This window comes from Sinomonas sp. RB5 (genome assembly GCF_054063535.1).
Genome location: NZ_JBSSGJ010000002.1, coordinates 407,208 through 433,160, shown reverse-complemented (window position 1 = coordinate 433,160; position 25,953 = coordinate 407,208). Strand labels below are relative to the sequence as shown.

The 25,953-nt window shown below is 67.7% G+C and carries 21 protein-coding genes; 12 read left to right on the top strand and 9 right to left on the bottom strand.

The window, feature by feature from the left end; all coding sequences use genetic code 11:
* The first annotated feature begins 121 nt into the window (after positions 1-121).
* Complete coding sequence (locus ACVWWH_RS04705) at positions 122-1,009, top strand: LysR family transcriptional regulator (RefSeq protein WP_066501574.1); 888 nt, start codon at positions 122-124, stop codon at positions 1,007-1,009.
* Between the two features lie 577 nt (positions 1,010-1,586).
* Here ACVWWH_RS04705 and ACVWWH_RS04700 read toward each other — a convergent pair.
* Positions 1,587-2,090: a RidA family protein gene (locus ACVWWH_RS04700; protein WP_457315810.1), complete on the bottom strand. Its 504-nt coding sequence runs from the start codon at positions 2,088-2,090 to the stop codon at positions 1,587-1,589.
* A gap of 56 nt (positions 2,091-2,146) precedes the next feature.
* Between ACVWWH_RS04700 and ACVWWH_RS04695 the strand changes: the two genes are divergently transcribed.
* Positions 2,147-2,902, top strand: coding sequence for a maleate cis-trans isomerase family protein (locus tag ACVWWH_RS04695; protein WP_457315809.1), 756 nt, complete (start codon positions 2,147-2,149; stop codon positions 2,900-2,902).
* A gap of 81 nt (positions 2,903-2,983) precedes the next feature.
* Here ACVWWH_RS04695 and ACVWWH_RS04690 read toward each other — a convergent pair whose 3' ends face one another.
* Positions 2,984-3,697, bottom strand: a complete 714-nt coding sequence (locus ACVWWH_RS04690) for a maleate cis-trans isomerase family protein (protein ID WP_457315808.1) — start codon at positions 3,695-3,697, stop codon at positions 2,984-2,986.
* Positions 3,698-3,797: 100 nt separating this feature from the next.
* On the opposite strand from ACVWWH_RS04690, the gene ACVWWH_RS04685 reads away from it, so the two are divergent.
* Complete coding sequence (locus ACVWWH_RS04685; protein WP_457315807.1) at positions 3,798-4,301, top strand: DUF3830 family protein; 504 nt, start codon at positions 3,798-3,800, stop codon at positions 4,299-4,301.
* Between the two features lie 93 nt (positions 4,302-4,394).
* Here ACVWWH_RS04685 and ACVWWH_RS04680 read toward each other — a convergent pair whose 3' ends face one another.
* On the bottom strand, positions 4,395-5,396 hold the full coding sequence (locus tag ACVWWH_RS04680) for a D-2-hydroxyacid dehydrogenase (RefSeq protein ID WP_457315806.1): 1,002 nt from the start codon (positions 5,394-5,396) through the stop codon (positions 4,395-4,397).
* 66 nt (positions 5,397-5,462) lie between these two features.
* On the opposite strand from ACVWWH_RS04680, the gene ACVWWH_RS04675 reads away from it, so the two are divergent.
* The 3 genes from ACVWWH_RS04675 to ACVWWH_RS04665 are packed head-to-tail and all read left to right on the top strand — an operon-like array spanning position 5,463 to position 11,195.
* Positions 5,463-6,740: an aspartate aminotransferase family protein gene (locus tag ACVWWH_RS04675; RefSeq protein ID WP_457315805.1), complete on the top strand. Its 1,278-nt coding sequence runs from the start codon at positions 5,463-5,465 to the stop codon at positions 6,738-6,740.
* A 7-nt stretch (positions 6,741-6,747) separates the two neighbouring features.
* The gene (locus ACVWWH_RS04670) at positions 6,748-9,708 is read left to right on the top strand and encodes an FAD-binding and (Fe-S)-binding domain-containing protein (RefSeq protein ID WP_457315804.1); all 2,961 of its coding nucleotides are present in this window, start codon (positions 6,748-6,750) and stop codon (positions 9,706-9,708) included.
* Positions 9,705-11,195, top strand: coding sequence for an NAD-dependent succinate-semialdehyde dehydrogenase (locus tag ACVWWH_RS04665; RefSeq protein WP_457315803.1), 1,491 nt, complete (start codon positions 9,705-9,707; stop codon positions 11,193-11,195). Before ACVWWH_RS04670 ends, ACVWWH_RS04665 begins: the two co-directional genes overlap by 4 nt.
* A gap of 85 nt (positions 11,196-11,280) precedes the next feature.
* On the opposite strand, the gene ACVWWH_RS04660 is transcribed toward ACVWWH_RS04665, so the two are convergent.
* Positions 11,281-11,961 (bottom strand): GntR family transcriptional regulator, encoded by a 681-nt coding sequence (locus tag ACVWWH_RS04660; protein WP_457315802.1) that lies wholly within the window; start codon positions 11,959-11,961, stop codon positions 11,281-11,283.
* A 197-nt stretch (positions 11,962-12,158) separates the two neighbouring features.
* Between ACVWWH_RS04660 and ACVWWH_RS04655 the strand changes: the two genes are divergently transcribed.
* The 6 genes from ACVWWH_RS04655 to ehuA all read left to right on the top strand — a co-directional run bounded on the left by ACVWWH_RS04655 (position 12,159) and on the right by ehuA (position 18,295).
* Positions 12,159-13,586: an amidase gene (locus ACVWWH_RS04655; RefSeq protein ID WP_457315801.1), complete on the top strand. Its 1,428-nt coding sequence runs from the start codon at positions 12,159-12,161 to the stop codon at positions 13,584-13,586.
* A gap of 34 nt (positions 13,587-13,620) precedes the next feature.
* Positions 13,621-14,979 carry an MFS transporter gene (locus tag ACVWWH_RS04650; RefSeq protein WP_457315800.1) on the top strand — a complete coding sequence of 453 codons (1,359 nt, stop codon included), beginning with the start codon at positions 13,621-13,623 and terminating at the stop codon, positions 14,977-14,979.
* A 228-nt stretch (positions 14,980-15,207) separates the two neighbouring features.
* Positions 15,208-16,098 carry an ectoine/hydroxyectoine ABC transporter substrate-binding protein EhuB gene (gene ehuB, locus ACVWWH_RS04645; protein ID WP_457315799.1) on the top strand — a complete coding sequence of 297 codons (891 nt, stop codon included), beginning with the start codon at positions 15,208-15,210 and terminating at the stop codon, positions 16,096-16,098.
* Between the two features lie 31 nt (positions 16,099-16,129).
* A complete protein-coding gene (gene ehuC, locus ACVWWH_RS04640) occupies positions 16,130-16,828 on the top strand; it encodes an ectoine/hydroxyectoine ABC transporter permease subunit EhuC (RefSeq protein ID WP_457315798.1) in 699 nt (232 codons plus the stop codon).
* Positions 16,825-17,481 carry an ectoine/hydroxyectoine ABC transporter permease subunit EhuD gene (gene ehuD, locus ACVWWH_RS04635; RefSeq protein ID WP_457315797.1) on the top strand — a complete coding sequence of 219 codons (657 nt, stop codon included), beginning with the start codon at positions 16,825-16,827 and terminating at the stop codon, positions 17,479-17,481. The genes ehuC and ehuD overlap by 4 nt, the downstream gene beginning before the upstream one ends.
* Positions 17,465-18,295 (top strand): ectoine/hydroxyectoine ABC transporter ATP-binding protein EhuA, encoded by an 831-nt coding sequence (gene ehuA / locus ACVWWH_RS04630; protein WP_457315796.1) that lies wholly within the window; start codon positions 17,465-17,467, stop codon positions 18,293-18,295. The genes ehuD and ehuA overlap by 17 nt, the downstream gene beginning before the upstream one ends.
* A gap of 107 nt (positions 18,296-18,402) precedes the next feature.
* Here ehuA and ACVWWH_RS04625 read toward each other — a convergent pair whose 3' ends face one another.
* The 5 genes from ACVWWH_RS04625 to ACVWWH_RS04605 form a co-directional block, all read right to left on the bottom strand.
* Positions 18,403-19,596 (bottom strand): M20 family metallopeptidase, encoded by a 1,194-nt coding sequence (locus tag ACVWWH_RS04625; protein ID WP_457315795.1) that lies wholly within the window; start codon positions 19,594-19,596, stop codon positions 18,403-18,405.
* Positions 19,593-20,840 (bottom strand): aminotransferase-like domain-containing protein, encoded by a 1,248-nt coding sequence (locus ACVWWH_RS04620; RefSeq protein WP_457315794.1) that lies wholly within the window; start codon positions 20,838-20,840, stop codon positions 19,593-19,595. Before ACVWWH_RS04620 ends, ACVWWH_RS04625 begins: the two co-directional genes overlap by 4 nt.
* Positions 20,841-20,843: 3 nt before the next feature.
* The gene (locus ACVWWH_RS04615) at positions 20,844-22,025 is read right to left on the bottom strand and encodes a M24 family metallopeptidase (protein ID WP_457315793.1); all 1,182 of its coding nucleotides are present in this window, start codon (positions 22,023-22,025) and stop codon (positions 20,844-20,846) included.
* A gap of 188 nt (positions 22,026-22,213) precedes the next feature.
* Positions 22,214-24,742: a glycosyl hydrolase 2 galactose-binding domain-containing protein gene (locus tag ACVWWH_RS04610; RefSeq protein WP_457315792.1), complete on the bottom strand. Its 2,529-nt coding sequence runs from the start codon at positions 24,740-24,742 to the stop codon at positions 22,214-22,216.
* A gap of 100 nt (positions 24,743-24,842) precedes the next feature.
* On the bottom strand, positions 24,843-25,916 hold the full coding sequence (locus tag ACVWWH_RS04605; protein ID WP_457315791.1) for a glycoside hydrolase family 130 protein: 1,074 nt from the start codon (positions 25,914-25,916) through the stop codon (positions 24,843-24,845).
* Between the last annotated feature and the right edge of the window lie 37 nt (positions 25,917-25,953).

Here is a 25,953-nt window from a genome sequence, read left to right as displayed (position 1 = left end):
CCGGCAGGCGGATCCGCGGCACCGGGGAATGCCTTCAGTCTCTGTGCAGCCGGTGGCGAGGGCAAGGGTGATTTCGGCCCAGCCGTGTGCGCAAATGCACACATCGCCGTAGGGTGGCTGCGTGATCCAAGCAGACGATCTCCGTTTCTTCCTGGAAGTGGTGCGGACCAAGAGGCTTGTGGCGGCCGCCAGGGCGCTGGGGGTCGAGCACACCACGGTGGGCAGGAGAGTGAGCCAGCTCGAGAGGGCTGCCGGCACCCGCCTGTTCGACCGCACCCCGGGAGGGTGGGAACTCACTGAGGCAGGGCAGGGCCTCCTCGTTCATGCCGAGGCCATCGAGTCAGCGCTCCTTGCGGCGGCCGAGGAGCTCGGTTCGGCCCGCGGCCGGCTCTCGGGCACGCTGCGCATCGCCGCCCCTGACGGCTTCGGCGCCTTCGTGCTCTCGCCCGGGCTCGGTCCCCTCCGGGCCGACTACCCCGATCTGACGGTCGAGGTGGTCACCGAGACGCGCCTGAGCCTGCTCGCCACGCGCGAGTTCGACATCGGCATAGCGCTGGAGGAGCCGACGACCAGAGGCGTCCGATCCAGGCCCCTCGCGACCTACGGGCTCAGCTTCTACGCGAGCCCCGACTACCTCAGCCGGCGCGGATGGCCCACCGACCTCGCCGACCTGGCCAGCCATCCGATGATCGGGTACGTCGATGCCCTGCTCGACATCCCGGCCCTGCGGTTCCTCGACGAGACGCTGCCGGGAGTGCGGCCGGCCGTGCAGACCAACAACGTCACGGGCCAGTGGATGGCCGCCATCGCCGGTCTCGGGGTCGCCGTCCTGCCGGACTTCGTGGCGGCAGGGGACCAGCGGCTGGTGCGCATCATCGAGGGCACCACCATCCAGCGCACCTACTGGATAGCGGTGCCCTCCGAGCACCAACGGCTCGCCCGGACCAAGGCCGCCGAGTCAGCCCTGGTCGAGCTCGTCCGCGGGCACAGGTACCTCCGCGCCGTGTGAGTTTCCAACGCACGCGAATCGGCACGGTCGCCCCTTCAGGAGGGGTTCCGACCCCGCCGCAGGCCCAGCCCGAGAGGGAGGGAAGTCCACGTCGTAGGCTCTCCCCGACTGGCTGGCATCAAGCTGCCCTCCGCAACGTAGACCGTCGTCGGCACACTGGTGCGAGCAGCGTCGGTCCACCAGCCGCTCGAAGGGCAGTGCTCTCCTGTTCGGGCCGCACCCTGAGTCCGGCCCGAACTGGCGACATCCTCGCCGGGACGAAGCTCTTGCCCATCATCCTTCTTCCACCCGGCGGCTATGGTCCTCATGCGACCCGGTGCGGGGTGCGATGTGTTGGCTGCCGGATCCAGATCTCCATGTCGTCGGAGCCCAGATGGATCAAGAGCCTTGGCCATGCGTCCTCTGCTGCGAGCCAGAATCCGCGGCCATCCGGCATGACCGTTTCCACGACCCCCTTGCGCAACGGGTTCCCCCACTGGCGTATCTCGACTTCAGCACCCGGCGCAGGGGTCCAACCCTGCGCGGCCGTCCTGCGGGCACGCAGAACCGTCAAGGACTTCACGTTTCTTCCTCCTCGTTATGAGTGCTCTCGCACAGTGACGGTGAGACTGATTTCGACTACCGCCTGTCCGGGCAGGCTGGCTACTCCGACGGCGGCCCTTGCTGGCAGCCCGGCCTCTCCGAAGACCGACCCCAGCTCGTCCGAGGCCGCATCCAGCACACGCGGATGGTCCTCGAACCCGGGATGGGCGGCCACGTACCCCGTCATCTGGACCACGCGGCCGATCTCTTCGAGCCCGCCGAGATGGTTGGCCAGACTTGCGAGGCAGTTCCGCACGGCGAGGCGGGCGCATTCCCTCGCGTCATCGAGAGTTGGCCCCCCGTTGTCCCCGATGGCGCCGCGGAAACGGAGCGCGCCCCCGACTGCATGGGTATGGCCCGAGGTAAAGAGGAGCGCGCCCGCTCGGGTGACGGTGGCATAGTTGCCCGCCGGGTTCGGGACGGGCGGGAGCGTTTGAGCGTAGGCGCTGAGTCGCGAGAGCCGCTGGGGAGCTCCGAATTCATGGGGAACGTAGGTCACAGCAACTCCTTTGTGCTGATTATTGTTGACGATCATACGTTATGGGAAGATGAGGCGTGATCAGCACAACAGAACTCGAACCTGATGGCCCAGCGGATCCCCGCTTCCTCGGTGTCGTGAGCCCCTATGACATGGCTCTTGACCGCGAGCTGTGGCGATGGATGCCGGAGGACGTGACCCCCGCCTTCGCTCGTACGCCCTTCCATCCGCTCGTCGTCGACGCCTCCATGGCATCTGCGATTGGAGACGACGACGAGATCCGCGCGACGGCCCGATGCCTCAAGGCCATCTCCCCCGAGGCTGCGGTCTATGCCTGTACATCGGGAAGCTTCGTGAACGGGGTGCGAGGAGCTCGCCGGATTTCCCGGGCCATCGGCGAGGAGGTGGGAGCACCTGCTGTGACGACGTCTGAAGCCCTGATCGAAGCCCTCGACCTTCTCGACGTGACCCGACTTGCCATCGCAACTCCCTACGTACCCGAACTGACGGTCCGGCTCGAGGATTTCCTGGCTGAGGAGAGGCGGGAGGTCACGGGGTGTGTGGGGCTGGGGCTCGACAGGTTCATCTGGCGTGTTCCGTACCGCGTTACGGCCGACCTCGTTCGGCAGGCAGACTCCGACCAGGCGGAGGCCGTCTTCGTTGCCTGCACGAATCTGCCCACATTCGACCTCATCGAGCCCCTCGAGCATGAGTTGGGGAAGCCGGTCCTCACGGCGAACCAGGTGACAGCGTGGGCTGGGCTGCGCCGCTTGGGCCTTTCGCTTTCGGGAGGAGCAATGCTTGCGGAGGCGAGCAGGACTGCGGCGGCATGAGGCGAGGGCGGCCGGCCCCTCTGGGGCCGGCCGTCGACACCGGGGCCGCTGCGTTGTGTCCGGCTCCCGTGCGGTCCGCCGTCAGTGGGCCTCGAAGAGGGTGCCCAGGCCCTGGGCTGTCGCGGGATGGCCGGCGAGCTGCAGTCCGTGCCAAGCGGTCACCTGATTGGCTGTGAGCACGGGCATGCCGATTGCCTCTTCGAGGTGGCCGATGATCGCGAGAGTATGCAGCGCGGTGTCCGGAATTAGGAGCGCTTGGGCTCCCGAGACATCAGCTGCCTTCGCCACCCCGAGGACCCAGTCGCTGCCGAGAAGGCCCGCGTCTTCGCCGCTCGGGACGTCGTAGGTGGACAGGGCCGTCACAGTGATCCCGGCCCCACCGAGGAATTCGACGAAGTGCGAAGCGACGTCTTCGGGGTATGTTGCGGCGACTGAGACCCGCGAGAGTCCCAGATGCCGCACCGCTGCGGCGAAGGCGAGAGAGGTCGAGGACGAGGGCGCGCCGCTCGCGTCCGCGACCCAGCGGGCCTGCTCTGCGCAGCCCTCCCAGCCGTAGACGAAGCTGCCCGAGGTGCAGGCCCACATGACAGCATCTGCCCCTGCCCGGCCCGCTTCCTTCGCCGGTGGTTCGAGGAGGTCGCGGCATCCCAGCTTGAGGAGTGCCGCGACGTCATGGTCGGTACTGCCTTCCCACGTGTGGATGACCGGAAAGCAGGCTCCGGGCACGAGGCCCTCGAGCTGGGTGAACTCGTCCTCGGCGCTGTGGCCTGGGTAGAGGATGGCGACGGTGCTCATGAAATTCCTCCGACTGGGTTTTGCTGTCGACCCATAAAGTCTACAGTTGGATTGTAGACAATCCTAGGGTGGTTTTGCCGCCCCAGTCCGAAGGAGAATGATGGCCCGCTACATCACGATCACCCTGGAACGGCGCGGCGTCACCGCACGTGCCCGCCTTCTCGACGAGGAGGCACCGCGGACCGCCGAAGCCGTCTGGCAGGCGCTGCCGCTCAAAGGCGACGTCTTCCACGGGAAGTTCGCCCGCAACGAGGTCTACACCCTCGTCGCGCCCTTCTCCGCGGAGGAGCCGGGGCCGGAAAACCAGACAATCACCCCGATCCCCGGCGACCTCTGCTACTTCACCTTCGAGGGCGTGCTCAATAACCCGGCCTACGGCTATGAGGCGGAATCGGGGACGAACGAAAGTCGGCTCCTCATTGACCTTGCCTACTTCTACGGGCGCAACAACCTGCTTCTCAATGGCGATGTCGGGTGGGTCCCGGGAAACGTCTACGGCACCATCGTTGAAGGACTGGATGAGCTCGCCGCCGCCAGCCAGGACATCTGGATGGGAGGCGCCCGCGGGGAGCGTCTCGTGATCGAGCGCGCAGGGGAGCAATAAGCGTCCCATGACAAGAGGCGGGACGGCTTGCGCTGTCCCGCCTCTTCCTGCGCTTCCAGGCCTGCCGCCTGCCCGGGCGCGCCTCGTCACGCGTCAGCGTCCCCGCGCATAGCCGAGTTCCTTGTCGACGGCGTTCATCAGCTCAGCTCCGCCGCACCACCGGGAAAGGTTGTCCGCGAACTGGTCCGCGAGCGTGTGCCGCCAGCCGACGACGTCTCCGCTCATGTGCGCAGAGATGTGCACGTTGGACATCTTCCAGAACGGATGGGCCGCCGGAAGCGGCTCCTCGGTGAAGACGTCCAGTGAAGCCGCGGCAATAGTTCCCGCGCGGAGGGCCTCGAGGAGCGCTGCCTCGTCGACGAGGGGTCCTCGTGCGACGTTGATGAGGTGCGCCTCGGGCTTCATGGCGGCCAGGACCTCGGAATTGACGATGCCCCGTGTCTGCTCGGTGAGCGGCGCGATGAGGACGAGGTGGTCCGCCCAGGGCGCGTGCTGGGCAAGCTGCTCGGCGGAGACCACCGTCCCGAAGTCGGGGTCCTCCTCTCGCTCCGACCTGCCTGCGCCGAGGACCTCCATGCCTACGGCGCGGAGGAGTCGGCCGGTTGCCCGCCCGATGCCGCCTGTGCCTACCACGAGCGCGTGGCGGCCGGCTGTCAGCCCGCCCTCCCGGTGGCGCCACAGGCCCCGTCTCTGGAGGTCGTCGCTCTCGTGCAGGCGCTTGTCGTGGGCGAGGATCGACGCCAGCACGAATTCGGCGATGGGCCTGTCGAAGGCGCCCCGTGCGTTGGTCACGATGATCTCTGATCCGCGGAGTGCGTCGAAGAGGAGCGTGTCGACCCCTGCCGCGGCCACGTGGATCCAGCGGAGGGAGTCAGCATGCTCCCATGCGTCGCGCAATGCCGTGGAGAAGAAGTCCCAGACGAACAGGATCTCGGCACCGGGCAGGGCATCGGCGAGCGTCTCGGCGGTGGCCCAGACCACCTGGGCCTTCTCCTCAAGCTCGCCCACGTTGTAGGGGGGCGTCGTCGTGGGCGAGGTCAGGATGACGGCCTTGGGCCGGCCCGGCCCCGAGGAGGAGCGGTTCAGCGAGTTCATGAGAACTACGATACGGGTCCTGACTATTGTTGACAATCATGCAATCGTGTCTGAAGAATGGGTGCCATGACGAGTCTCAGCCCCATCCTCAAGCAAGCCACGCCGGTCGTCGTGGACCACGCGCTCGGCAGCTGGATCCACGGCACCGACGGCAACGAGTACCTTGACTTCACCACCGGGATCGGTGTGACGAGCACCGGCCACTGCCACCCGCGCATCGTGGAGGCGGCCCGCGAGCAGGTCGGCAAGATCATCCATGCCCAGTACACGACGGTCCTGCACAAGCCGCTCCTGCAGTTGACGGAGATGCTCGGAGACGTCCTTCCGGCTGGCCTCGACTCGGTCTTCTACGCGAACTCCGGCTCTGAAGCCGTCGAGGCTGCGATCCGTCTTGCCCGCATGGCGACCGGACGCCCCAACATCATCGTCTTCCAAGGCGGTTTCCACGGCCGCACCGTCGCGGCCGCTTCCCTGACGACGGCGGGGACCCGCTTCTCGGCCGGCTTCTCACCGCTGATGCCCGGCGTCCACATGGCCCCGTTCCCGTACGCCTTCCGCTACGGCTGGGACGAAGCGACCGCTGTTGAGTTCGCACTCAAGGAGCTTGACTACCTCTTCCAGACCCGTACGGCCCCGAACGACACCGCAGCCTTCCTCATCGAGCCCGTCCTGGGCGATGGCGGCTACCTGCCTACACCCCCCGCGTTCATGGAGGGCCTGCGCGAGCGCGCCGACCGCCACGGGATCCAGCTCATCTTCGACGAGGTGCAGGCCGGCGTCGGGCGGACCGGAAAGTTCTGGGGCCACCAGCACTCCTCTGCCACCCCGGACATCCTCATCACCGCGAAGGGCATCGCCTCGGGCTTCCCGATCTCTGCGATTGCCGCTCCCACAGCGACCATGGCCAAGGCATGGCCCGGCTCCCAGGGCGGGACCTACGGCGGCAACGCTGTGTCCGCTGCAGCCGCGGTTGCCACGCTGCAGGTCGTGGAGGAGGAGGGCCTCGTCGAGAACGCCCGTGTCCGCGGTGACGAGCTCCAGGCTGGCCTCAAGGAGATCAAGGGCCGCTTCTCCGCGATCGGGAACGTGCGTGGCCTCGGCCTCATGCAGGGCATCGAGTTCACGCTCGAGGACGGGTCCGCCGACGCCGCCACGGCGGCCGCGGTCCAGCAGGCTACGACAGGCCAAGGACTCCTCACACTCACGTGCGGCCCGTCCGGCAACGTCGTCCGGCTCATTCCCGCGCTGGTTGTCACCCAGGGCGAGATCGCCCTCGGCCTCCAGCGCTTCGAAGCCGCGGTCGCCGCAGTCACCGGCGCGGTTCCCGCAGCCGCCCAGTCCTGAGGCCCGAATGCTGGAGACTCGCACCGGAACTTCGCTCCTGGGCGAACTGGCGAAGGCAGGGATTCCGGCAGACTCGTCGCCGCGGCGCCGGGCGGAATACGCCTACGACGCCTCGAACTATCGGATCGAGCCGCTCGCTGTCATCTTCCCCCGCACGGTCGACGACGTCGTAGCCGCGGTGACGGTGTGCCGGAAGACCGGCACGCCCCTCATCTCCCGTGGCGGCGGGACCTCCATGGCGGGCAACGCCGTCGGTCCGGGGCTCGTCCTCGACTTCTCCCGTCACATGAGCCGCATCGGCGTGGTCGACGAGGCAGCAGGGACAGTCGACGTCGAGCCGGGTGTGGTCCTTGCTGCGCTCTCCCGAGAAGTGGAGCGGTTCACTGACGGCCGGCAGACCTTCGCGCCCGACCCGTCGTCCAAGAACCGGGCGACGGTCGGCGGCGCGATCGGCAATGACGCCTGCGGGAACCACTCCGTCCGCCACGGCCGCACGTCAGACCACGTGTCCGAGATAGACCTCGTGACGTCGGACGGCGCTCGGCTCACCGCGACCGAAACCGGACTGCGGCCGATGGATCCTTCCGACGACTACTCGGCCGCCCGGGCTGCCGAGCTCTCTGCATCGCTGAAGCAGCTTGCGCAGGAGAACCTCGGAGTTCTCCGCCGCGAGCTTGGCCAGATACCCCGCCAGGTCTCCGGGTATCACTTGGAGAACCTGCTGCCCGAGAGGAAGTTCAACGTCGCGCGTACCGTCGTCGGCTCGGAGGGGACGTGGGCGGTCGTCGTCGGCGCCCGCATGAAGCTCGTCCCGAAGCCCGCGAATGCCCTTCTCGTCTGCCTCGGCTACGAGGACGTCGTCGACGCCGCTCGCGACATCCCCACGATCCTCGAGTTCTCCCCGGCTGCCGTCGAAGGCACAGACGAGGCGATCGTCGAGACCATGCGGCACCGCCGCGGACCCGAGTCAGTCCTGGGCCTCCCCGAGGGCCGCGCCTGGCTCTTCGTCGACCTCGACGGCGACGACGCGGCATCGGTCCGCGCGCAGGCAGAACGGCTCGTGGCACGTCTCCGGGAGAACGGGCGCCTTGTCGAAGGGCAGCCGGTGCCCGATCCTGCCGCGCGCGCCTCCCTCTGGAGAGTGCGCGAGGATGGCGCAGGCCTCTCCTCGCGCCTCGCGAGCGGCGGCGAGTCCTGGCCAGGCTGGGAAGATTCCGCGGTGGCCCCCGAGCGTCTCGCCGACTACCTCGCTGATCTGAGGGGGCTACTGGCCGAGCACGAGCTGACGGGTGTCATGTACGGGCACTTCGGGGCCGGCTGCATGCACATCCGCATCACCTACGACCTGCGCACGGAGGAAGGTCGGGAAGTCTTCAGGAAGTTCACTCGCCGAGCGGCTGAACTCGTGGTCCGCCACGGCGGGTCGCTCTCCGGCGAGCACGGAGACGGCCGAGCCCGCTCGGAGCTACTGCCCCTGATGTACTCACCGGAGGTCATGGCTGCCTTCGCCCGGTCCAGGCTTCTCTGGGATCCCGCCGGCATCCTGAATCCGGGCACCATGACGGACCCCGACCCGATCGATTCCCACCTTGCCCTCGAGGGCGTGCCAGAGCGGGAGTGGCGCACGAGCTTCGACCTTCGTCCGTCCTCTTCGGCCGCGCCCATCGATCCCTGGGTGCACGCTGTCCAAGGCTGCATCGGCGTCGGACGCTGCCGGGCGGACGGGGGAGGGGTCATGTGCCCGAGCTACCGCGCCACCCGCGACGAGAAGGACTCCACACGGGGGCGCGCTCGCGTGCTGCAGGAGATGGTGCGGGGAGCCCGCACCGTCAACGAAGGCTGGAAGTCGGAGGAGGTCAGAGAGGTGCTCGACCTGTGCCTCTCGTGCAAGGCCTGCTCGACCGACTGCCCGGCAGGGGTCGACATGGCCACGTACAAGTCGGAGTTCTTCGACCACTACTACCGTGGCCGCCTGCGCCCCCTTTCGCACTTCTCCCTCGGTTGGCTGCCCCGCTGGCTCAAGGTCACCGGACGCCTTCAGGGCCTCGTCAACGCCGTCCTCGCGACGCCGCTGGGAAAGGCCGCAGCGGCGGCCGGTGGCCTGACCACGAAGCGTGCCCTTCCACGGTTCGCGGGTGCGGGCGAGTGGCGGCGCGAAGTCGATGCTGCCGGACTCCTTCCGGCAGCCGACGGGGACGAGGACTCTGTAGTCCTGTTCGTCGACACGTTCACGCGCGGCTTCCGCCCCGAGGTCGCTGGCGCGGCTGCCCGCGTCCTCGCCGGAGCGGGCCAACCCGCAGTCTGCTCAGCAGACGCCTGCTGCGGTCTCAGCTGGATTTCCACGGGACAGCTGGGCACGGCGAAACGACTGCTCTCACAGGCCGCCGAGTTGCTGGACGACGGCACGGACCGGCCGATCGTCGTCATCGAGCCGAGCTGCGCCGCCGCCCTCCGGAAGGACCTCCCGGAGCTCGTGCACACGGACCAGGCCAAGCGGGTTGCGGCCCGGGTGCGGAGCTTCGCCTCCTACATGGCCGAATGCGTAGCGTCCGGCTGGCAACCGAGGCCGGCCAGCTCGGTGCCGGAGAAGGCCGTGCTGCAGGCGCACTGCCACGAGTACTCCGTATTCGGCGCGGTTGCGCAGCGTTCTGTGCTCGCCGCCGCCGGGGTGCACGTCGTCGTCGACGCGAACGGCTGCTGCGGAGTGGCCGGCAACTTCGGCTTCGAGAAGGAGCACTACGACGTGAGCATGCAGGTCGCGGAGAACGCCCTCGCTCCCGCTCTGCGCGCCACCGACACCACCGTTGCCGTGCTCACGGACGGCTTCTCTTGCGCTCGACAGGTCCACCAGCTCGATCCCGCGCGACCGGGCCTTCACCTAGCCCAAGTCCTCGACCCGGGGACACCGCATACGGTCCCCGCAACCATCGCAGAACGCCCCACCCAAGAAGCAGAGGAACTGTCATGACCACCAACCTCAGCGACCTCCGTACCTCAGAGAAGGCACGCGAGGCGATCGCCAAGATCAACACCGGCATGTTCATCGACGGAACATGGAGCGAGGCCGCGTCCGGCGCGCGCTTCGACGTGGTGAACCCGGCAACCGAGGAGGTCATCGCCACGGTTGCCGATGGCGGACCCGAGGACGCGACACGCGCCATTGAGACGGCCGGGCGCGTCCAGAAGGAGTGGGCAAAGACTGCGCCGCGCGAGCGAAGCGAAATCCTGCGCCGGGCCTACGACCTCATCATGGCCCGCCAAGAGGAGCTCGCGCTCATCATGACCGCCGAGATGGGCAAGCCCCTCCTCGAGGCGAAGGGCGAGGTCGCGTATGCGGCGGAGTTCTTCCGCTGGTTCTCCGAGGAGGCGGTCCGCATCGGCGGCGACGTGACCACCACCGGCGACGGCAAGAATCGCATCCTGGTTTCGCGCGAGCCCGTCGGCCCGTGCGTACTCGTCACCCCGTGGAACTTCCCGCTCGCGATGGGCACCCGCAAGATCGGCCCTGCGATTGCCGCTGGCTGCACTATGGTGTTCAAGCCAGCCAACCTCACCCCGCTGTCCTCCCTCGCCCTTGTCGACATCCTCGTCGAGGCCGGGCTTCCCAAGGGCGTCCTCAACGTCGTTTGCACCACCAAGGCCTCGGACGTCGTCTCACCCTGGATGTCGAGCGGTATCGCCCGCAAGGTCAGCTTCACGGGCTCGACCGCGGTCGGCGTGCGACTGCTCGAGCAGGCCGCCCAGCACGTCATGCGCTCCTCGATGGAGCTCGGAGGCAACGCCCCGTTCATCGTCTTCGAGGATGCAGACCTCGATCGCGCGGTCGAGGGCGCCGTTGCCGCCAAGATGCGCAACATGGGGGAAGCGTGCACGGCCGCCAATCGCCTGCTGGTGCAGCGCCCGGTCGCCGATGAGTTCGCGCGCAGGCTCGCGGCCCGCCTCAGCGCCCTTTCGGTTGGCGACGGCGCCGAGCCGGGGACGGACGTCGGCCCCCTCGTGGAGGAGAAGGCGCTGCGGAAGGTTCAGGAGCTCGTCGAGGATGCACTCGCCAAGGGGGCGACAGTCGTGTGCGGCGGGCGCCGGCCCGAGGGGCGCGGCTACTTCTACTCGCCCACCGTGCTGGCCGATGTCTCACCTGAGGCAGACCTCATGACCGAGGAGATCTTCGGTCCGGTGGCACCGGTCGTCCCGTTCGACACTGAGGACGAAGCCCTCCGCATCGCGAACGACACCCCGTGGGGGCTTGTCGGCTACCTCTTCACCCAGGACGTCGACCGTGGCTTCAGGGTGGGAGAGGCCCTCGAGGTGGGCATGGTCGGACTCAACACGGGCATCGTCTCGAATCCCGCTGCTCCCTTCGGTGGGGTCAAGGCATCCGGCCTTGGGCGCGAGGGCGGCCGCGTCGGAATCGACGAGTTCCTTGAGTACAAGTACATGGCTGTTCCGCGCGTGTGATGCGAGAGCCAGGAGAGAGGGGGGAGGTCTGCCGCCGGATTCCGGCGGCAGCCCTCCCCCCTCTCTCCTGCGAGGTCTGCTGGCGTCAGGCTGGCTCTGGCTCTGGCTCTGGCGCTTCCGCGAGCCGGGCGACAGCGTCGTCCATGTGCTCGACGAGCAGCCGGTCGGCTTCGTCAGCCTTGCCGTCGCGGATAGCGTTGGCGATCGCGTGGTGCTCCTCGTACCGGATGTCGTGCGAGGAGTACCGGTTCTCGAGCGCCGTGATGCACATGCGGGTCTCGACCATGAGCGTGTTGTGCATCCGCGAGAGGCGCGGGCTCTGCGCGAGAGCGACCAGAAGGGCGTGGAACTCAACGTCCGCTTCGGTGAGAGCATCGGCGTCGTCCGCTGCGGCGGCCTGACGCATGGTCTCGGCGACATCGAGCAGCCGCTGCCCGCCAGCCGCGGGCCCGAGCTGGATGATGCGCGCGGCAGCTGCGCGCTCGACCGCGGCGCGGGCAAGATACATGTCACGGACGTCATCGTCAGTGACTTCGATGACGAAAACTCCGCGGTTGCGGATGCTCACGAGGAGCCCCTCCTGGGTGAGGCGCTGCATCGCTTCCCTGAGCGGACCGCGGCTGACGCCCAGATGGCGGCTGAGCTCGGCTTCGTTGAGCTGTTCGCCGGGAGCAAGCTCGCCCTGTCCGATGGCGCGGCGCAGCTGGCGGGCGATGAGAGCAGGAGTTGTCTCCTGTACGACCGGCTTGAGCAACTGGTGCGCCATGCGCCCTCCTCTGTCGGTTGAGCCCCCCCGACGGGGCGATTGTCGACAATCATAACACGTGGACGATTGCTCGCCTTGGGTTGCATCCTTTCGGGTGACAGGGCTCACAGAAGGCGGTAGGGTTGTCTACAATCCTACAGATTAAGGGAATGCTCGGTACCGCGCCCGGCATGCGCCGGGGCAGAGAGGAGGGCGACATGAACGATCTTGATCAGGCGACCGCCGTCGAGTTGCGCGACGGCTACCGGAGCGGGCAGATCTCGCCCGTCGAAGCGACACGGGCGGCGCTGGCGGCGATCGAAGAGCGGGACGGGGAGGTGAACGCCTTCGTCTCCGTCCACCGCGAGGAGGCCCTCCGAGCCGCGGCAGAGTCGGAGGAGCGCTGGCGATCGGGCAAGCCGCTCGGCCCCGGAGACGGCATTCCGACCTCCATCAAGGACATCTTCTATACCCGCGGATGGCCGACACTGAGAGGAACGACCCTCATTGATTCCAACCGGCGGTGGGAAGAGGATGCGCCGTGTGTGGCACGCCTGCGCGAGACGGGCGCCATCCTGATCGGCAAGACAACGACGCCGGAGTTCGCCTGGAAGGGCGTCACCGACTCCCTCCGCCATGGGTCCACAGGGAACCCTTGGGAGCCGGGGCTCACCTCCGGCGGGTCCAGTGGCGGCAGCGCGGCCGCTGTCGGCCTCGGCATGGGCCCGTGGTCAGTGGGAACTGATGGGGGCGGCTCGGTCCGCATCCCCGCAGCCTTCACTGGGACTGTGGCGCTCAAGCCGACCTACGGCCTAGTGCCGATGTTCCCCGCCAGCCCGTTTGGCACGCTGGCCCACGCCGGCCCCATGACCCGGACAGTTGCCGACAGTGCGCTCCTCCTCGATGTCATCACCAGATTCGATTCCCGGGACTGGTCAGCGCTCCCCACCCCGTCCCGATCCTTCTTGGACGGGCTCGAGGACGGAGTCCGCGGGCTCCGCATTGCCTTCTCGCCCACGCTTGGGTTCGGCCAGAACGATCCGGAGATCGACCAGCTGGCACGTGCCGCTGCGATGGTGTTCGAGGAGCTCGGCGCTGACGTCGATGAGGTCGACCCGGGGATCGCGGATCCGGTCGAGGCATTCCACGTCCTCTGGTTCGCAGGGGCGGCAAAGGTGCTTGAGGCCTACGGTCCGGAGGCTGCCGAACGGGTCGACCCGGGCCTCCGTCAGAGTATTGAGGAGGAGGGGGAGCTCACGGCGTCCGACTATCTGGATGCCACCGCTGTCCGGATGGACCTCGGCGTGAAGATGGGCCACTTCCATCAGGAGTACGACCTCCTGCTCACCCCGACGCTTCCGATTCCCGCGTTCCCGCGGGGACGAGACGTCCCCGAAGGCTGGCACTCACGCCACTGGACCAGCTGGACGCCCTATACCTATCCGTTCAACATGACCCAGCAACCGGCGATGAGTGTGCCCTGCGGTTTCACCCGAGCCGGGCTGCCAGCGGGGCTGCAGATCATCGGGCCGCGGCACGCAGACCGAAGAGTGCTGCGTGCGGCCCGTGCCTACGAGCAGGCCGCCGACTGGGGTGCGGACCGGCCCACCCATCTCGCGGCTTCGCCCGCGGTCCGCCATCGCTGACACCCATGCCCACCTAGTTCCACCTGGAGTCACCATGACCTCTCGTATCGAGCCCGACGCCCGGACAGTCCGCCGGGCGGTGGCAGCCTCGGCCATCGGCAATGCGACCGAATGGTTCGACTACGGCGTCTATGCCGTTTCGGTCACCTACATCACGCACAACTTCTTCCCAGGCCAGGGCGGGACGCTTCTGGCGCTCAGCACGTTCGCGTTCTCGTTCCTGATCCGCCCTCTCGGAGGCCTCTTCTGGGGGCCCCTGGGCGATCGCCTCGGCCGCAAACGCGTCCTCGCCCTCACGATCATCCTCATGGCTGGTGCGACGTGCTGCATCGGACTCCTGCCGACCGTCGGAACCATCGGGTTTATGGCCCCGGTCCTGCTCGTGGCGCTGCGCGCCATCCAGGGCTTCTCGACTGGCGGTGAGTACGGGGGGGCGGCGACCTTCATGGCCGAATACGCGCCCGACCACAGGCGTGGGTTCCTCGGCAGCTTCCTCGAGTTCGGAACCTTGGCCGGCTTCGCCTTCGGGTCGCTTGTCGTTCTCCTGGGTGAGACCTTCGTAGGCAGCCAAGGGATGGCGGACTGGGGCTGGCGCGTGCCGTTCCTGCTCGCGGTCCCGCTCGGCGCTGTCGGTCTCTATCTGCGGACACGCCTCGCGGAGACGCCCATCTTCGAAGAGCTTGAGACGGCCGGAAAGGCGGAGAAGTCGGCGGCGATGGGCCTCAAAGACCTCATGCTCAAGTACTGGCCCAGCATGCTGACGCTCGGTGGCCTGGTGATCGCACTCAACGTCGTGGACTACACCCTCCTCACCTACATGCCCACGTACCTCGAGGGCGAGGCAGGCCTCCCGAACCAGACGGTGCTGGTCATCATGTTCGTCGCACAGTTCGTCATGATGCTCGTCATCCCCTTCGCCGGCGCACTGTCGGACCGGGTCGGCCGAAAGCCGATGTGGTATGCGTCCCTAATCGGCCTGTTCGTGATGGCGATCCCGATGTTCATGCTCATGGCGCATGGCTTCTGGTGGGCCCTGGTCGGCTTCGCGGTCCTCGGCCTCCTCTTCATCCCGCAGCTGGCCACGATCTCGGCCACCTTCCCCGCCATGTTCCCCGCGCACGTCCGCTACGCCGGCTTCGCAATCACGTACAACATCTCGACGTCCCTCTTCGGCGGAACGGCCCCGCTGTACAACCAGGCCGGGATCGACGCCCTCCACAATCCGCTCTTCCCGGCGTTCTCCATGATGCTGGCCTGCGTTGTGGGGCTGATTTCAGTCCGCTTCATGCGCGAAACCGTAGGGGCTTCGCTCCGGGGCACAGAGCTGCCGGAGACTAAGCCGCAGGCGCTCCTCGGCACGAAGGACGCGAGCATCCGGATGCAGTCCAGCTAGATCAGGTCCCGCGCCAGCATCATCAGGCGAGTGCGGCCACGGCGCGTCGTGGCCGCACTCGCCGTTGCCTTTTCGTGCTGCTGTGCAGCCAGGGTGACCGCGAATGTCCTGAACGTTTGGAAGTCTCATTGTTGACAATGCTACAGATCACTTCTAGGTTTGTAATGCAAGTCACAGGAGGCGGCTTCACTGGGCCCTGCCGGCTAGCCCGGCTGAGAAGGAGTAGACATGATTGACTTTTCGCGGAGGACCGTCCTGCGCAGCGCCGGGGTCGCTGCCGTCGGAGCAGCTATTGCCGGCTGGGCCACGGGATGTTCGAGCGTCCCGGCAGGGGCGGCTGCGTCTGCCCCGGCGGGCAACCTGCTTGATACCGCCAAGGCGCAGGGATTCCTCCGCGTGGCGATCGCGAACGAGCCGCCCTACACGCAGGTCAGCACCGACGGGACGGTGAGCGGCTGCGAGCCCGACGTGCTGCGTGCGGTCTGCCAGCGTCTTGGCATCAAGGACATCCAGGGGGTCGTCACCCCCTACGCGTCGATGATCCCCGGCCTCAACGCCAACCGCTGGGACGTGATCGCCGCCGGGCTCTTCATGAAGCAGTCGCGGTGCGGGCAGGTGGACTACTCCGAGCCCGTGATCGTGTCCACGGAGTCTTTCGCGACGCCGAAGGGCAACCCCAAGGGCATCACCTCGATCGCCTCTATCACGTCGAACTCGGGCCTGCACATCGCCGTGCTTCCAGGCGGGTTCGAAGAGGGCATTCTGAAGACGGCGAAGGTGCCGGATTCGCAGCAGGTGAAGGTCACTGACGGTCGCAGTGGCATCGAGGCCGTCAAAGCCGGCCGGGCCGATGCCTTCCTGCTGCCTACCCTGTCGCTGCGCGCCCTTGCCAAGGACGACACGAGCTTCGACGTCACGGACCCGCTCAAGGACGCCCCCCGCACAGGGTCGGGGGCAGCCTTCCGGAAATCTGACGCGGCCTTCCACGACGCCTACAACAAAGAGCTCGCTGCCTTCAAGCAGACCGGCGAGTTCGCGAACATCCTCAAGAAGTGGGGCTTCGACCCCTCAGTGGTCCAGGGAGTGACGGCACAGGAGCTATGCCAGACCGCGGGCTGACCCTGGTGCGCCGATCGGAAGGGGACAGCCCGTGTCCGCAGTAGTCGAATTTGCCCCCCTGCTGTGGCAGGGGCTCTGGACCACGGTGCTCGTCACCGTGCTCGGCGGGATCGTATGCGTTGCCGTTGCCTTCGCGGCAGGCCTGGCCAGGCTCTCCGCCCACTGGTTCATCCGGTGGCCCGCTGGGGCCTTCATCGAGGTCTTCCGCGGGACATCGCTGCTCGTGCAGATGTTCTGGTTCTTCTTCGCATTGCCCTTCTTCGGGATTCAGCTCTACCCCATGACGGCCGCGGTTCTGGCGCTCGGGTTCAACGAGGGGGCCTATGCTGCCGAGGTGGTGCGGGGTGCGATCGCGAGCCGTCCCAAAGGGCAGACCGAGGCGTGCACCGCCCTGGGAATGGGGCCAGCGCTCCGCCTGCGGCGGGTCATCATCCCGCAGGCTATCCCTGCGATGCTCCCGCCCTTCGGGAACGTCATGGTCGATCTGTTGAAGAACACCTCGCTGGTGTCGCTCGTGACGGTCGCAGACCTCACGTTCCGCGCGCAGATGATCAGGAACACGACGGGCCAGACGACGGCGATCTTCCTCACCATCCTGGTGATGTACTTCCTGCTCTCATCGGTCGTGACGCTGCTGACCGGGGCGCTCGAGCGGCGTTTCGCCCTTGACCACAAGGCGAAGGCGGCATGGCGCGCTGAGCGTCGCTTCATGAAGGCGGGGACCGCATGATCTGGGACAACTCCTTCGCCGTCTCGATCATCCCCGAGCTGCTTCAGGGACTCGTCGTCACGGTGGAGATCACCCTGCTGGGGACCGTCATTGCTGCGCTCCTCGGTCTGGCGCTGGCGGTCCTGCGCAGGCTGGCCATTCCCGTCGTGTCCCAGGTAGTGACGTTCGCCGTTGTCTTCATCCGTGGCACACCGTTGCTCGTCCAGGCCTACTGTGCATTCTTCGTCCTGCCCGACTACGGGCTCAGCGCCGATGCCTTCACGACCGGGGTGATCGTGATCGGCATCAACTACAGCGCCTACATGGCAGAGGTCTACCGCAGCGGCATTCAAGGGGTACACATCGGGCAGTGGGAAGCATGCACGGCACTTGGGCTTCCGCCGACGAGGGTGTGGGGGCGCATCATCCTTCCCCAGGCGCTCAGGACGGTGGTTCCCATGCTGGGCAACTACCTGATCCAGATGTTCAAGGACTCGGCGGTGCTCTCCGCGATCACCGTGGTCGAGCTACTCGGAGCGGCCCAGTCCATCGGTAGCTCGAACTTCCGCTACCTGGAGCCCCTCACGATCGCCGCAATCCTGTTCCTGATCATCAGCTACCCCTCATCACGTCTCGTCAACAGATTGGAGCGGCGCTATGCGCCCCAGCACTGAGCCGATTCCCTCCCGGGCTGGTGCCTTCCCCGGCCCGGAGCCCGCGAACCCACGTCCCATCATTGCGTTCGAGAACGTGAGCAAGAGCTGGGGCTCGAATCACGTCCTGAAATCCCTCAATTTCGATGTCCAGCCGGGGGAGAAGGTGTCCATCATCGGCCCGTCGGGCTCGGGGAAGACGACGATCCTCCGCATCCTGATGACCCTAGAGAGCCCGAGCGAGGGCCTCGTCCGCGTCGACGGCGACGTGCTCTGGAATGTTGCGGCGGGGGAGAAGCCGAAGGAAACGCGTCAGTTGCGCCAGACGCGACGGAAGATCGGCATGGTGTTCCAGCAGTTCAACCTCTTCCCCCACATGACGGCGCTCGAAAACGTCGTCGAGGCGCCCGTCCATGTTCTCGGGATGGACAAGAGGGAAGCGCGGGACAGGGCGGAGGACCTGCTCAATCTCGTCGGCTTGGGCAAGCATATGAACCACACGCCTCCCCAGCTCTCGGGAGGCCAGCAGCAGCGCGTGGCAATCGCCCGGGCGCTCGCTATGCGGCCCAAGGTCATGCTGTTCGACGAGCCCACCTCTGCGCTCGACCCGGAGCTCATCGGTGAAGTGCTCAACGTCATCCGGAATCTGGCTCAGAGCACGGACATGACGATGCTCATGGTCACCCACGAGATGCGCTTCGCCGAGGAGATCTCGGACAGGGTGGTGATGTTCGACCACGGAAGGGCCGTGGAGAGCGGGCCGCCTGAGCAGATCTTCAAGAACCCTTTGGAGGAGAGGACGCGGACGTTCCTCAGGGCTGTTCTGCAGCGCTGAGGGCTCCCTCGTCCGAAGGATGGGCGGGGAAGAGAAGTCACAGAAAGAAGGGCAGCGGCCGTTTCCGGCCGCTGCCCTTCTTCGTCGGTGATGGGGAAGACGGAATACTAGACGCCCGACTGGTGCCGAAGGCACATGAGCGCGTAGGCGCGGGCCGCGGTCATGAGCTCTGCGATGCTGACCGATTCGTTGACCTGATGCGCCTGGTCGTTGAGGCCGCCGGGCCCCATGACAATGGTCGGCACACCCAGGTCGCGCGCGATGAAACCGCCATCGCAGGCCGCAGTCCAGCCGCCGATCTGGCTCGAGAAGCCCGAGTCGGCAAGGGCCTGGACCGCTGCGGCCACGAGGGGGTGGTCTTCGGGGGTGCGGAAGCCGGGCATCTCCATGGAGACCTCGGCGCTCACGGTGATCCCGTCCTGGTCGATGCCTGCCGCACTGATGCGCTGCCGGAGTGCCGCCAGAATGGCGTGCGGATCGTCGTCGGGCATGAGCCGGCGGTCAAGGGAGAGGCTGCATTCCCCCGCTACCATGGACGTTCCGCTGCCTCCGCCGATGAGCCCGACGTTCCAGCTTCCCGCGCCGAGCAGGGGATCCCTATCCTCTCGGAGGCGTCGGTGGTCTTCGCGGACCAGTGTGATGATCTTGGACGCGGCGTCGATCGCGTTCCGGCCGTCCTCCGGCCGGCCTGAATGGGCCGACTTCCCGACCACCTTGATGTCGAGATAGCTGTCGCCGCGGCACCCGATGACCGTGGCGAGGTCCGTGGGCTCCGCGACGACGCAGCCCGAGAACCGGGCACCAGCGTGGGAGCGCGTGTAGGCGCGGATTCCGAGACCGAGGTCCTCCTCGTCCACAGTGCAGGCCAGCGTCACGTCCGAGGGGAGGTCGACGCCCGCCTCCTTGAGCGCTTTAAGTGCCACTGCAACGGCCGCCAGTCCGCCCTTCATGTCCGTCGAACCCCTGCCGTACAGGCGTCCGTTGTGCTCGTAGGGCTCGAACGGCGCGCGTTCCCAGCCTGTGCCCGCGGGCACTACATCTGAATGCCCGAGGAAGAGCAGGCCCGGCTGGCCGCCGCCCCGGAGCACCGCCGTGAAGTTCGGCCGATTCGGTGCCACCGGTTCCGACTGGGTCTCGAGACCGGCCCCAAGGCAGAAGGCCTCGAGGACCTTGACCGTGGCCTCCTCGGTCCCGCCCGGGTTTTCTCCACCTGCCGCGATGAGCGCAGCGGCCAGCGAGACAAGGTCGGCTTCGGTGATCAGAGCAAGGACCTCGTCCTCGATGGACGCCGTAACTGTCATGGCCGGCCCTCCAGCCTCTCGAGCTCGATATCCATGGCGCGACGGAGCCGTCGAATCCCCTCGTCAGTGCGCTCAGGGGTGCTCGTGGCGAAGCAGAGGCGCAGGGCGTCGTCGAACCTTCCCCCGGCCGAGAGGGCAGGCCCGGGGATGAATGCGACGCCCTCGGCGAGGCCGGTCTCGAAGAGCTGGCGCGCTGAGATCCGCGCATCGTCGCCCTGCAGCGTGAGCCAGAGGAAGAAGCCGCCTTCCGGGTTCGTCGTCGTGACTCGGTCGCCCAGATGGCGACTGATGCTGGACTGCATGGCATCGCGCCGTCGGCGGTACTCCTCACGCAGATGGCCGAGGTGGCTGTCCAGGCGCCCGCGGCGGATGAACTCGGCCACGATGTGCTGGGCCGGGACGTTGGTGCACGTGTCCATGGCCTGCTTGGCATTGATGACGAGCTGCCGCAGCGCGGGATGGGTATCGACCCAGCCGACCCGCAGGCCGGGTGCGAGGATCTTCGAGAACGTGCGGACGGAGAAGAGGAGCGGGTCTCCGGGACTGAGCGCTTGGAGGCTCGGCAGGTCTTCGCCCTGGAATCGGAGGAGTCCGTAGGGGTCGTCGTCGATGATGACCGCGTTCCACTGGTGGGCGAGCTCGAGGAGCAGTTCGCGGCGCTCGAGGGAGAGCGTGGTGCCGGAGGGGTTCTGGAAGTTGGGGATGGTGTAGATGGCCTTGGGGGTCCGGCCAGCCGCGGCGACCAGTTCTGGCAGCGCTTCGACGACGAGGCCGTTCGCGTCGAGTGGAGCCTCGAGGAGCTGGGCTCCATAGCTCAGGGCGGTCGCGCTGCCGTTGGTGTACGTAGGGCTCTCGACCACGACCAGGTCGCCGGGGTCGATGAAGATCTTGCAGGCGAGATCCAGACCCTGCATGCCGCCCGCCGTGATCGTGACACGCTCCTCCTCGGTGGGGTCGCTCGTCGTCGAGAGGTATTCGACGAGGACCTTGAGGAGCTCGGGCTCCCCCTCTGTGGCGCCGTAGGTCAGGGCGCCGTGGGTCAGGGTCTGACTCGCGATCTCGCGGAACTCGTCCAGCGGGACCGCCTCATTGGCGGGGGAGCCCATCGCGAAGCGGACGACGTCGTGCTGTATCGACGCCAGCAGCGACGTGCTCGAGTCGATGACCGAGCCCACAAGGCTGCCGGCGCGGTCAGCGAGCGGGAGCCGCTCGCGCGACCGGAGGGCGACGTTCTCGATGGACATGACTCAGCGTCCCTTCTGAAGGATCTCGCGGGGGAAGCGCGTGAAGGTTTCCACACCATCCGGTGCCACGCGGATGGACTCCGAGAGCTCGTAGCCGTAGTGGTCCATCCACATGCCCCCGATGAGGTGAAAGGTCATGTTCTCGGCGAGGACGGTCTCGTCCTCGGTCCGGATCGAGATCGTGCGCTCGCCCCAGTCGGGTGGGTAGCCGACGCCGATGGAGTAGCCGATGCGGGAGGGCTTCTCGAGGCCATGCTTGGCGAGCGTCCGGTTCCAAGTATGGGCGAGATCGCGGACCGGGACTCCCGGACGCACCTCGTCGAGCACTGAAGCGACGCCCTCTGCCACTGCGTCAGCGAGCTTGAGGAGTCGATCGGGGGCCTTCCCGAGGGAGACTGTGCGCGCGAGCGGGGCGTGGTAGCGGTGGTGGGCCCCAGCGAGTTCGATGACGACTGCCTGGCCCTGCTCGAACCGATCCTCGCTCCACGTCAGGTGGGGAGTGTCGGCGGCCTCGCCGGTCGGCAGCATGGGAACGATGGCGGGATAGTCGCCGCCCACTCCGTCGCTTCCCGTGATCTGCGCGTGGCTGATCGCGGCCGCGGCGTCACACTGCCGGACGCCGACATCGATTGCGTCGACGGCGGCCTGCATCGCGGCCCCGCACACGCTTGCCGCCTTTCTCATGAGCTCGATCTCCGCCGGCGACTTCACGGAGCGGACCCAGTTGACCAGCTCGAAGCTGTCCACCAAGGTCCACTCGGGCAGCGCATGGACGAGGGCCCGGTAGGCCTTGGGCGAGAAGAAGTGCGAGTCCATCTCAAGGCCGACACATCCGCCGGCAGCGGCGGCGACGAGGCCCCGCTCCCGGAGTGCGGACGCGACCCAGTCGAACGGATGCACGGTGGGGCGGTGCACGTAGTGCTCGGGATATCCGAGGATGCAGTCTTGGGCCAGCCATGCGGTTCTGAATGCTCCGCCTGCATCCATCGCGCGGGTGAAGAGGAGCATGGGACCGTCCGACGGGACGAAGACCAATTGGGGCGTGTAGAACGACCAAGCGTTGTAGCCCGTCAGGTAGTAGATGTTGGCGGGGTCCGTGAGGAGCAGGGCAGATAGCCCCTGGGCCCTCATCCGGGCCCGCACGGCCGAAACCCGAGTGTTGTACTCCTCGCCGCTGAACAGCACGCGCCACCTCGCTTGTTGATTCGTTCTATTGTCGACAATCTATAGGGCGCATGTGATTCGTACAACTCCCGACGCCCAGCGCGCCCGAATCACAGTTCGATGCATCCTCGCTTCATTGTTCGGTCCTCGCGACCCGACCCTGCCGTCGTCCGCCTGAAGAATCAGGCCCCAGATGCTGGACTCGGCATTCACCGGCCGCGGGCGGTGGCGCCCTGGGATGCGTGGGGACCGAGGGCCGCTGAGACGAGCTGGTTGGCGCTTCGGAGGACGCGGCGGTCGCTCAGCTCGGAGAGGGTGAGCGGCAGCGCGGTCCTGATCCGGAATTCAGCGGATTCTGCGGGCAGGAGCGTCACGAGTGCCGGGTCGACGGTGGCGTCCGCGTCGAGCTTGTCCGCGAGGACCGTGACGTCACGCAGGAGGGTGCGGGCAGTGATCCGGAGCAGGATCCCGCCGTCGCACGGTTCCGCCTCGGCCAGGAAGTCGGCCGCGTCGAGGGCCTGGCCGCGGTATTCGGCGAAGTGCCAGAACGTTCGGGTTCCGGCCAGGACGGCGACCAGCATCTCCGAGGCGGGGTCCTCCGGCAGGCTGAGGTCCTCCGGGAGCGGCGTTCTGACGACCGATCTGGGCGGAACACGCAGACCCACGGCCACATCGCTGAGGACCCGGCCCGAGAGCGTGCGGCGTTCGATCCGGAGCTCGCCCTCCCAGGCCTGGTCCGTGTCGTTGACGGCGTCCGCCTCGAGCGGTGATCGGGTCGATGCGGGGTCCGTTGGCTGGATGGTCAGGAGCCTGTCCGCATTCGCCGCCCGGAGAGCGGCATAGAGCGGCTTCGGGTGGCCGTCGCCGTCGATCGCGGCCCACGAGGTGACCGGCCAGCAGTCGTTGAGCTGCCAGACGATCGATCCCGTGCAGTGCGGTGCGAGGGACCGGAACCATTCGATGCCGGTCCTGACGGCGTTGGCCTGGTTCAGCTGCATCGCCCAGTGCCAGTCGTGCATCTCATGGGGGAGGGGCAGGTGGGGCACGAGCCCGCGGACGAGCTTGGTGTTCCCGTCTGCGGCCTTCTGATGCGAGAGCATCCCGGGGGACTCGGGGGTGAGCGGGTCGTCGCTGAGCGCGCGGGTGAGCGTGGACCAGGCCGGGGGGCCCTGCCAACCGAATTCGGCGACGAAGCGGGGCCGGTAGTCGCGGTAGTGGAGGTAGTCCTTCTGGTTCCAGAGGTCCCAGATGTGCATGGTCCCCCTGGACGGATCGTTGGGGTCCGTCTGGGGGTCGAAGCCAGAGGCGGCGGGCGTGAAGGGCGAGCCCGGTGTGTAGACCACGTGCGGGGCAAGTTCGGCCGCGATGCCGGGCAGGACGGTGCAGTAGTAGTCCGTGCCCCAGGACCGGCCCTCGAGGAGGGCCTGCCAGTCCCAGTCCGTGTAGCCCCAGAGGTTCTCGTTGTTCCCATTGAGGACGGCCAGCGAGGGGTGCACGGCGAGCCGGGCGACGGCCTCGCGCGCCTCCGCCTCGATCTCCGAGCGGAGCGGTTCCTCCTCGGAGTAGGCGGCGCAGGCCAGGAGGAAGTCCTGCCAGGTGAGGATGCCGTGCTCGTCGCACAGAGAGTAGAAGTCCTCGGACTCGTAGATCCCCCCGCCCCACACGCGCAGCAGATTCAGGCCGGCTGCGGCGGCCTGGCCGATGCGCCGGGCGTAGCGGGCGCGGTCCACGCGGTGCGGGAAGGCGTCGTCCGGGATCCAGTTGGCACCCTTGACGAACACGGGCCGGCCGTTGACCTCGAGGCCGAAGCCGGTGCCCCCGCCGTCCTCGGGCATGGCCAGGTCCACGGTGCGGAAGCCGATGTCCCGGCTCCAGGAGTCCAGGGCAACCGCGGTGCGGCCGTCCGCGGGGCCGATCTCCACGTCGAGCCGGTAGAGTGCCTGGTCGCCGTAGCCCCGGGGCCACCACAGGTTGACGGACGGCAGGCGGACGGAGAGGACGGCCGAGGATGTGCCGGGGGAGAGGACGGTGCGGGCGGTGGCGCCGCCGATGGCTGCCGTGGCCACGAGGGGCCCCTCTCCGGAGGCCCGGGCGAGCTCGAGATGGATGTCCACCACCCCGTCGGCGCCGTCCACGGTGGCGACCGGCCGGACCGAGGCGAGGCGCGCGGTGGACCACTGCTCCAGGTATACGGGCTTCCAGATCCCTGCCGTGGCGGTGTCGATGCCCCAGTCCCAGCCGAAGCTGCATGCCATCTTCCGCAGGGCGTTGTACGGATGGTGGTTGGCGTGGGGGCGGGAGCCGAGGTCGAGGGAGCGCCGGTCGGCCTCTCTGATGGCGGAGGAGAACTCGACCGCGAGGTGATTGGTGCCAGGCACGAGGTGCGCCGTGGCATCGACCCTGTGGGTGCGATGCATGTTCTCCGCGTGGAGGACGGGGTGTCCGTTGAGGGCGACGGCGGCCACGGTGTCCAGGCCCTCGAAGACGAGCTCGCTCCGCTCGTCCCCGGGTTCCCACTCGAACGACGTCGTGTAGCGCCAGTCGGACTGGGCTATCCACGCCTGCAGGGCCTCGTTGCCGTCGAGGTAGGGGTCCTCGATGATTCCGGCTGCCAGAAGGTCGGTGTGCACGGTGCCCGGAACGGTGGCGGGGATGTCCCTGAGGCTGCCCACGGACGAGGAGCGGGGGCCCGCGGTGTGGGAGAGGGCCCAACCGTGGGAGATAGCGGTGCGTTGCATTCGAGGCTCCGGGGTTGGCCGGGCGGTCCCGGGCGGGCATGGAGGGGTCGGACCGGCCCGAGGGGGGTACGGGCCGGTCCGACGTCTTCGGGGGGGGGGGTCAGCGGCGGGAGACGCTGTGTTCAAGGCGGGCGACGCCGATCTTGGAGTCGGCCATGCCGTAGAAGACGAACAGGGCGCCGTCGACTTCTTCGATCGCGGTGGGGAAGACGACGTTCGGCACGATCCCCTCGCGTTCGTCGTCGGTGTCGGCGGAGAGCAGCGGGGCGCCCGTGCGCGCCGTGACGCGCCACGGCTGCTCGGAGTCGAGGATCATCGCGCCGGCCGCGTAGTTGACGTTCTTCTGCTGGGCGACGCCGGGGACGAGCTCGCCGACGACGCCGTGGTGGAGCAGCAGCCAGCCTTCCTCGACCCGGATGGGCGCGGGCCCGCTTCCGATCTTGGTCTGCTCGAACGGCGCCTCGGGCGATGCGACGACCCGGTGCCCGCGCCAGCGTGCGAGTGCCCTGATGTCCTTCTGGACCTCCTCGACGGGGATGAAGCTGATCCAGATGCTCGGCCGCTCATCCGGCAGTCCTGCCGGGGGCATGGCCACCTCGCCGGGACGGACGTCCTGCAGGTCCCACGAGGGCCGGTGCAGGACGGCGAAGCTGGGCACCCCGTCGGGATCGCGGACAACCTCGGGGAAGAAGACGGCGTCCTTGTTCGGGTAGAGGCCCAGATCGACGTCGAGGCTGTCGTCGTACTCGAAGGAGACCGGGCCGAGCCGGCGCCAGGAGCGCTCATCGTGGGAGACGGCGAGGGCGGTGCGGGGGCCGAGGGGCCCGTACGCGACGTAGGTCATCACGTTCAGCCCGAGCTCGGGGATGAAGGTGACGCGGGGGTCCTCGACGCCCGCGTTCTGCGCGCCGTGCTCCCAGGAACGGTCCGGGGCAAGGACGACGCCCTCGCGCGCCACGTCGACGGGAACGCCGTCGGCAACCTTGATCTCGGCCAGGCCGATGCGGGAAACGTTCGCTGCGGCGACCAGGCGGGGGAGCAGGTACAGGGTGCCGTCCGCGCCGCGGACGGTGGCCGGGTTGAGGACGCCCTCGGCCTCGAGCTCGTTGTCGGGCTCGGGGGACATGATGACGCCGGCGCGGGTGAGGGCATAGGGGAACTGGGTGGTGGTCATGGCGTGGTGCTCCAGGAGTCTCGGTACGGGGAGGCGG

Coding starts and splice junctions, on each gene's coding strand:
- ACVWWH_RS04690 (WP_457315808.1), bottom strand. CDS start 3,697: ATGAGCACCGTCGCCATCCTCTACCCAGGCCACAGCGCCGAGGACGAG.
- ACVWWH_RS04685 (WP_457315807.1), top strand. CDS start 3,798: ATGGCCCGCTACATCACGATCACCCTGGAACGGCGCGGCGTCACCGCA.
- ACVWWH_RS04680 (WP_457315806.1), bottom strand. CDS start 5,396: ATGAACTCGCTGAACCGCTCCTCCTCGGGGCCGGGCCGGCCCAAGGCC.
- ACVWWH_RS04675 (WP_457315805.1), top strand. CDS start 5,463: ATGACGAGTCTCAGCCCCATCCTCAAGCAAGCCACGCCGGTCGTCGTG.
- ACVWWH_RS04670 (WP_457315804.1), top strand. CDS start 6,748: ATGCTGGAGACTCGCACCGGAACTTCGCTCCTGGGCGAACTGGCGAAG.
- ACVWWH_RS04665 (WP_457315803.1), top strand. CDS start 9,705: ATGACCACCAACCTCAGCGACCTCCGTACCTCAGAGAAGGCACGCGAG.
- ACVWWH_RS04660 (WP_457315802.1), bottom strand. CDS start 11,961: ATGGCGCACCAGTTGCTCAAGCCGGTCGTACAGGAGACAACTCCTGCT.
- ACVWWH_RS04655 (WP_457315801.1), top strand. CDS start 12,159: ATGAACGATCTTGATCAGGCGACCGCCGTCGAGTTGCGCGACGGCTAC.
- ACVWWH_RS04650 (WP_457315800.1), top strand. CDS start 13,621: ATGACCTCTCGTATCGAGCCCGACGCCCGGACAGTCCGCCGGGCGGTG.
- ehuB (WP_457315799.1), top strand. CDS start 15,208: ATGATTGACTTTTCGCGGAGGACCGTCCTGCGCAGCGCCGGGGTCGCT.
- ehuD (WP_457315797.1), top strand. CDS start 16,825: ATGATCTGGGACAACTCCTTCGCCGTCTCGATCATCCCCGAGCTGCTT.
- ehuA (WP_457315796.1), top strand. CDS start 17,465: ATGCGCCCCAGCACTGAGCCGATTCCCTCCCGGGCTGGTGCCTTCCCC.
- ACVWWH_RS04625 (WP_457315795.1), bottom strand. CDS start 19,596: ATGACAGTTACGGCGTCCATCGAGGACGAGGTCCTTGCTCTGATCACC.
- ACVWWH_RS04620 (WP_457315794.1), bottom strand. CDS start 20,840: ATGTCCATCGAGAACGTCGCCCTCCGGTCGCGCGAGCGGCTCCCGCTC.
- ACVWWH_RS04610 (WP_457315792.1), bottom strand. CDS start 24,742: ATGCAACGCACCGCTATCTCCCACGGTTGGGCCCTCTCCCACACCGCG.
- ACVWWH_RS04605 (WP_457315791.1), bottom strand. CDS start 25,916: ATGACCACCACCCAGTTCCCCTATGCCCTCACCCGCGCCGGCGTCATC.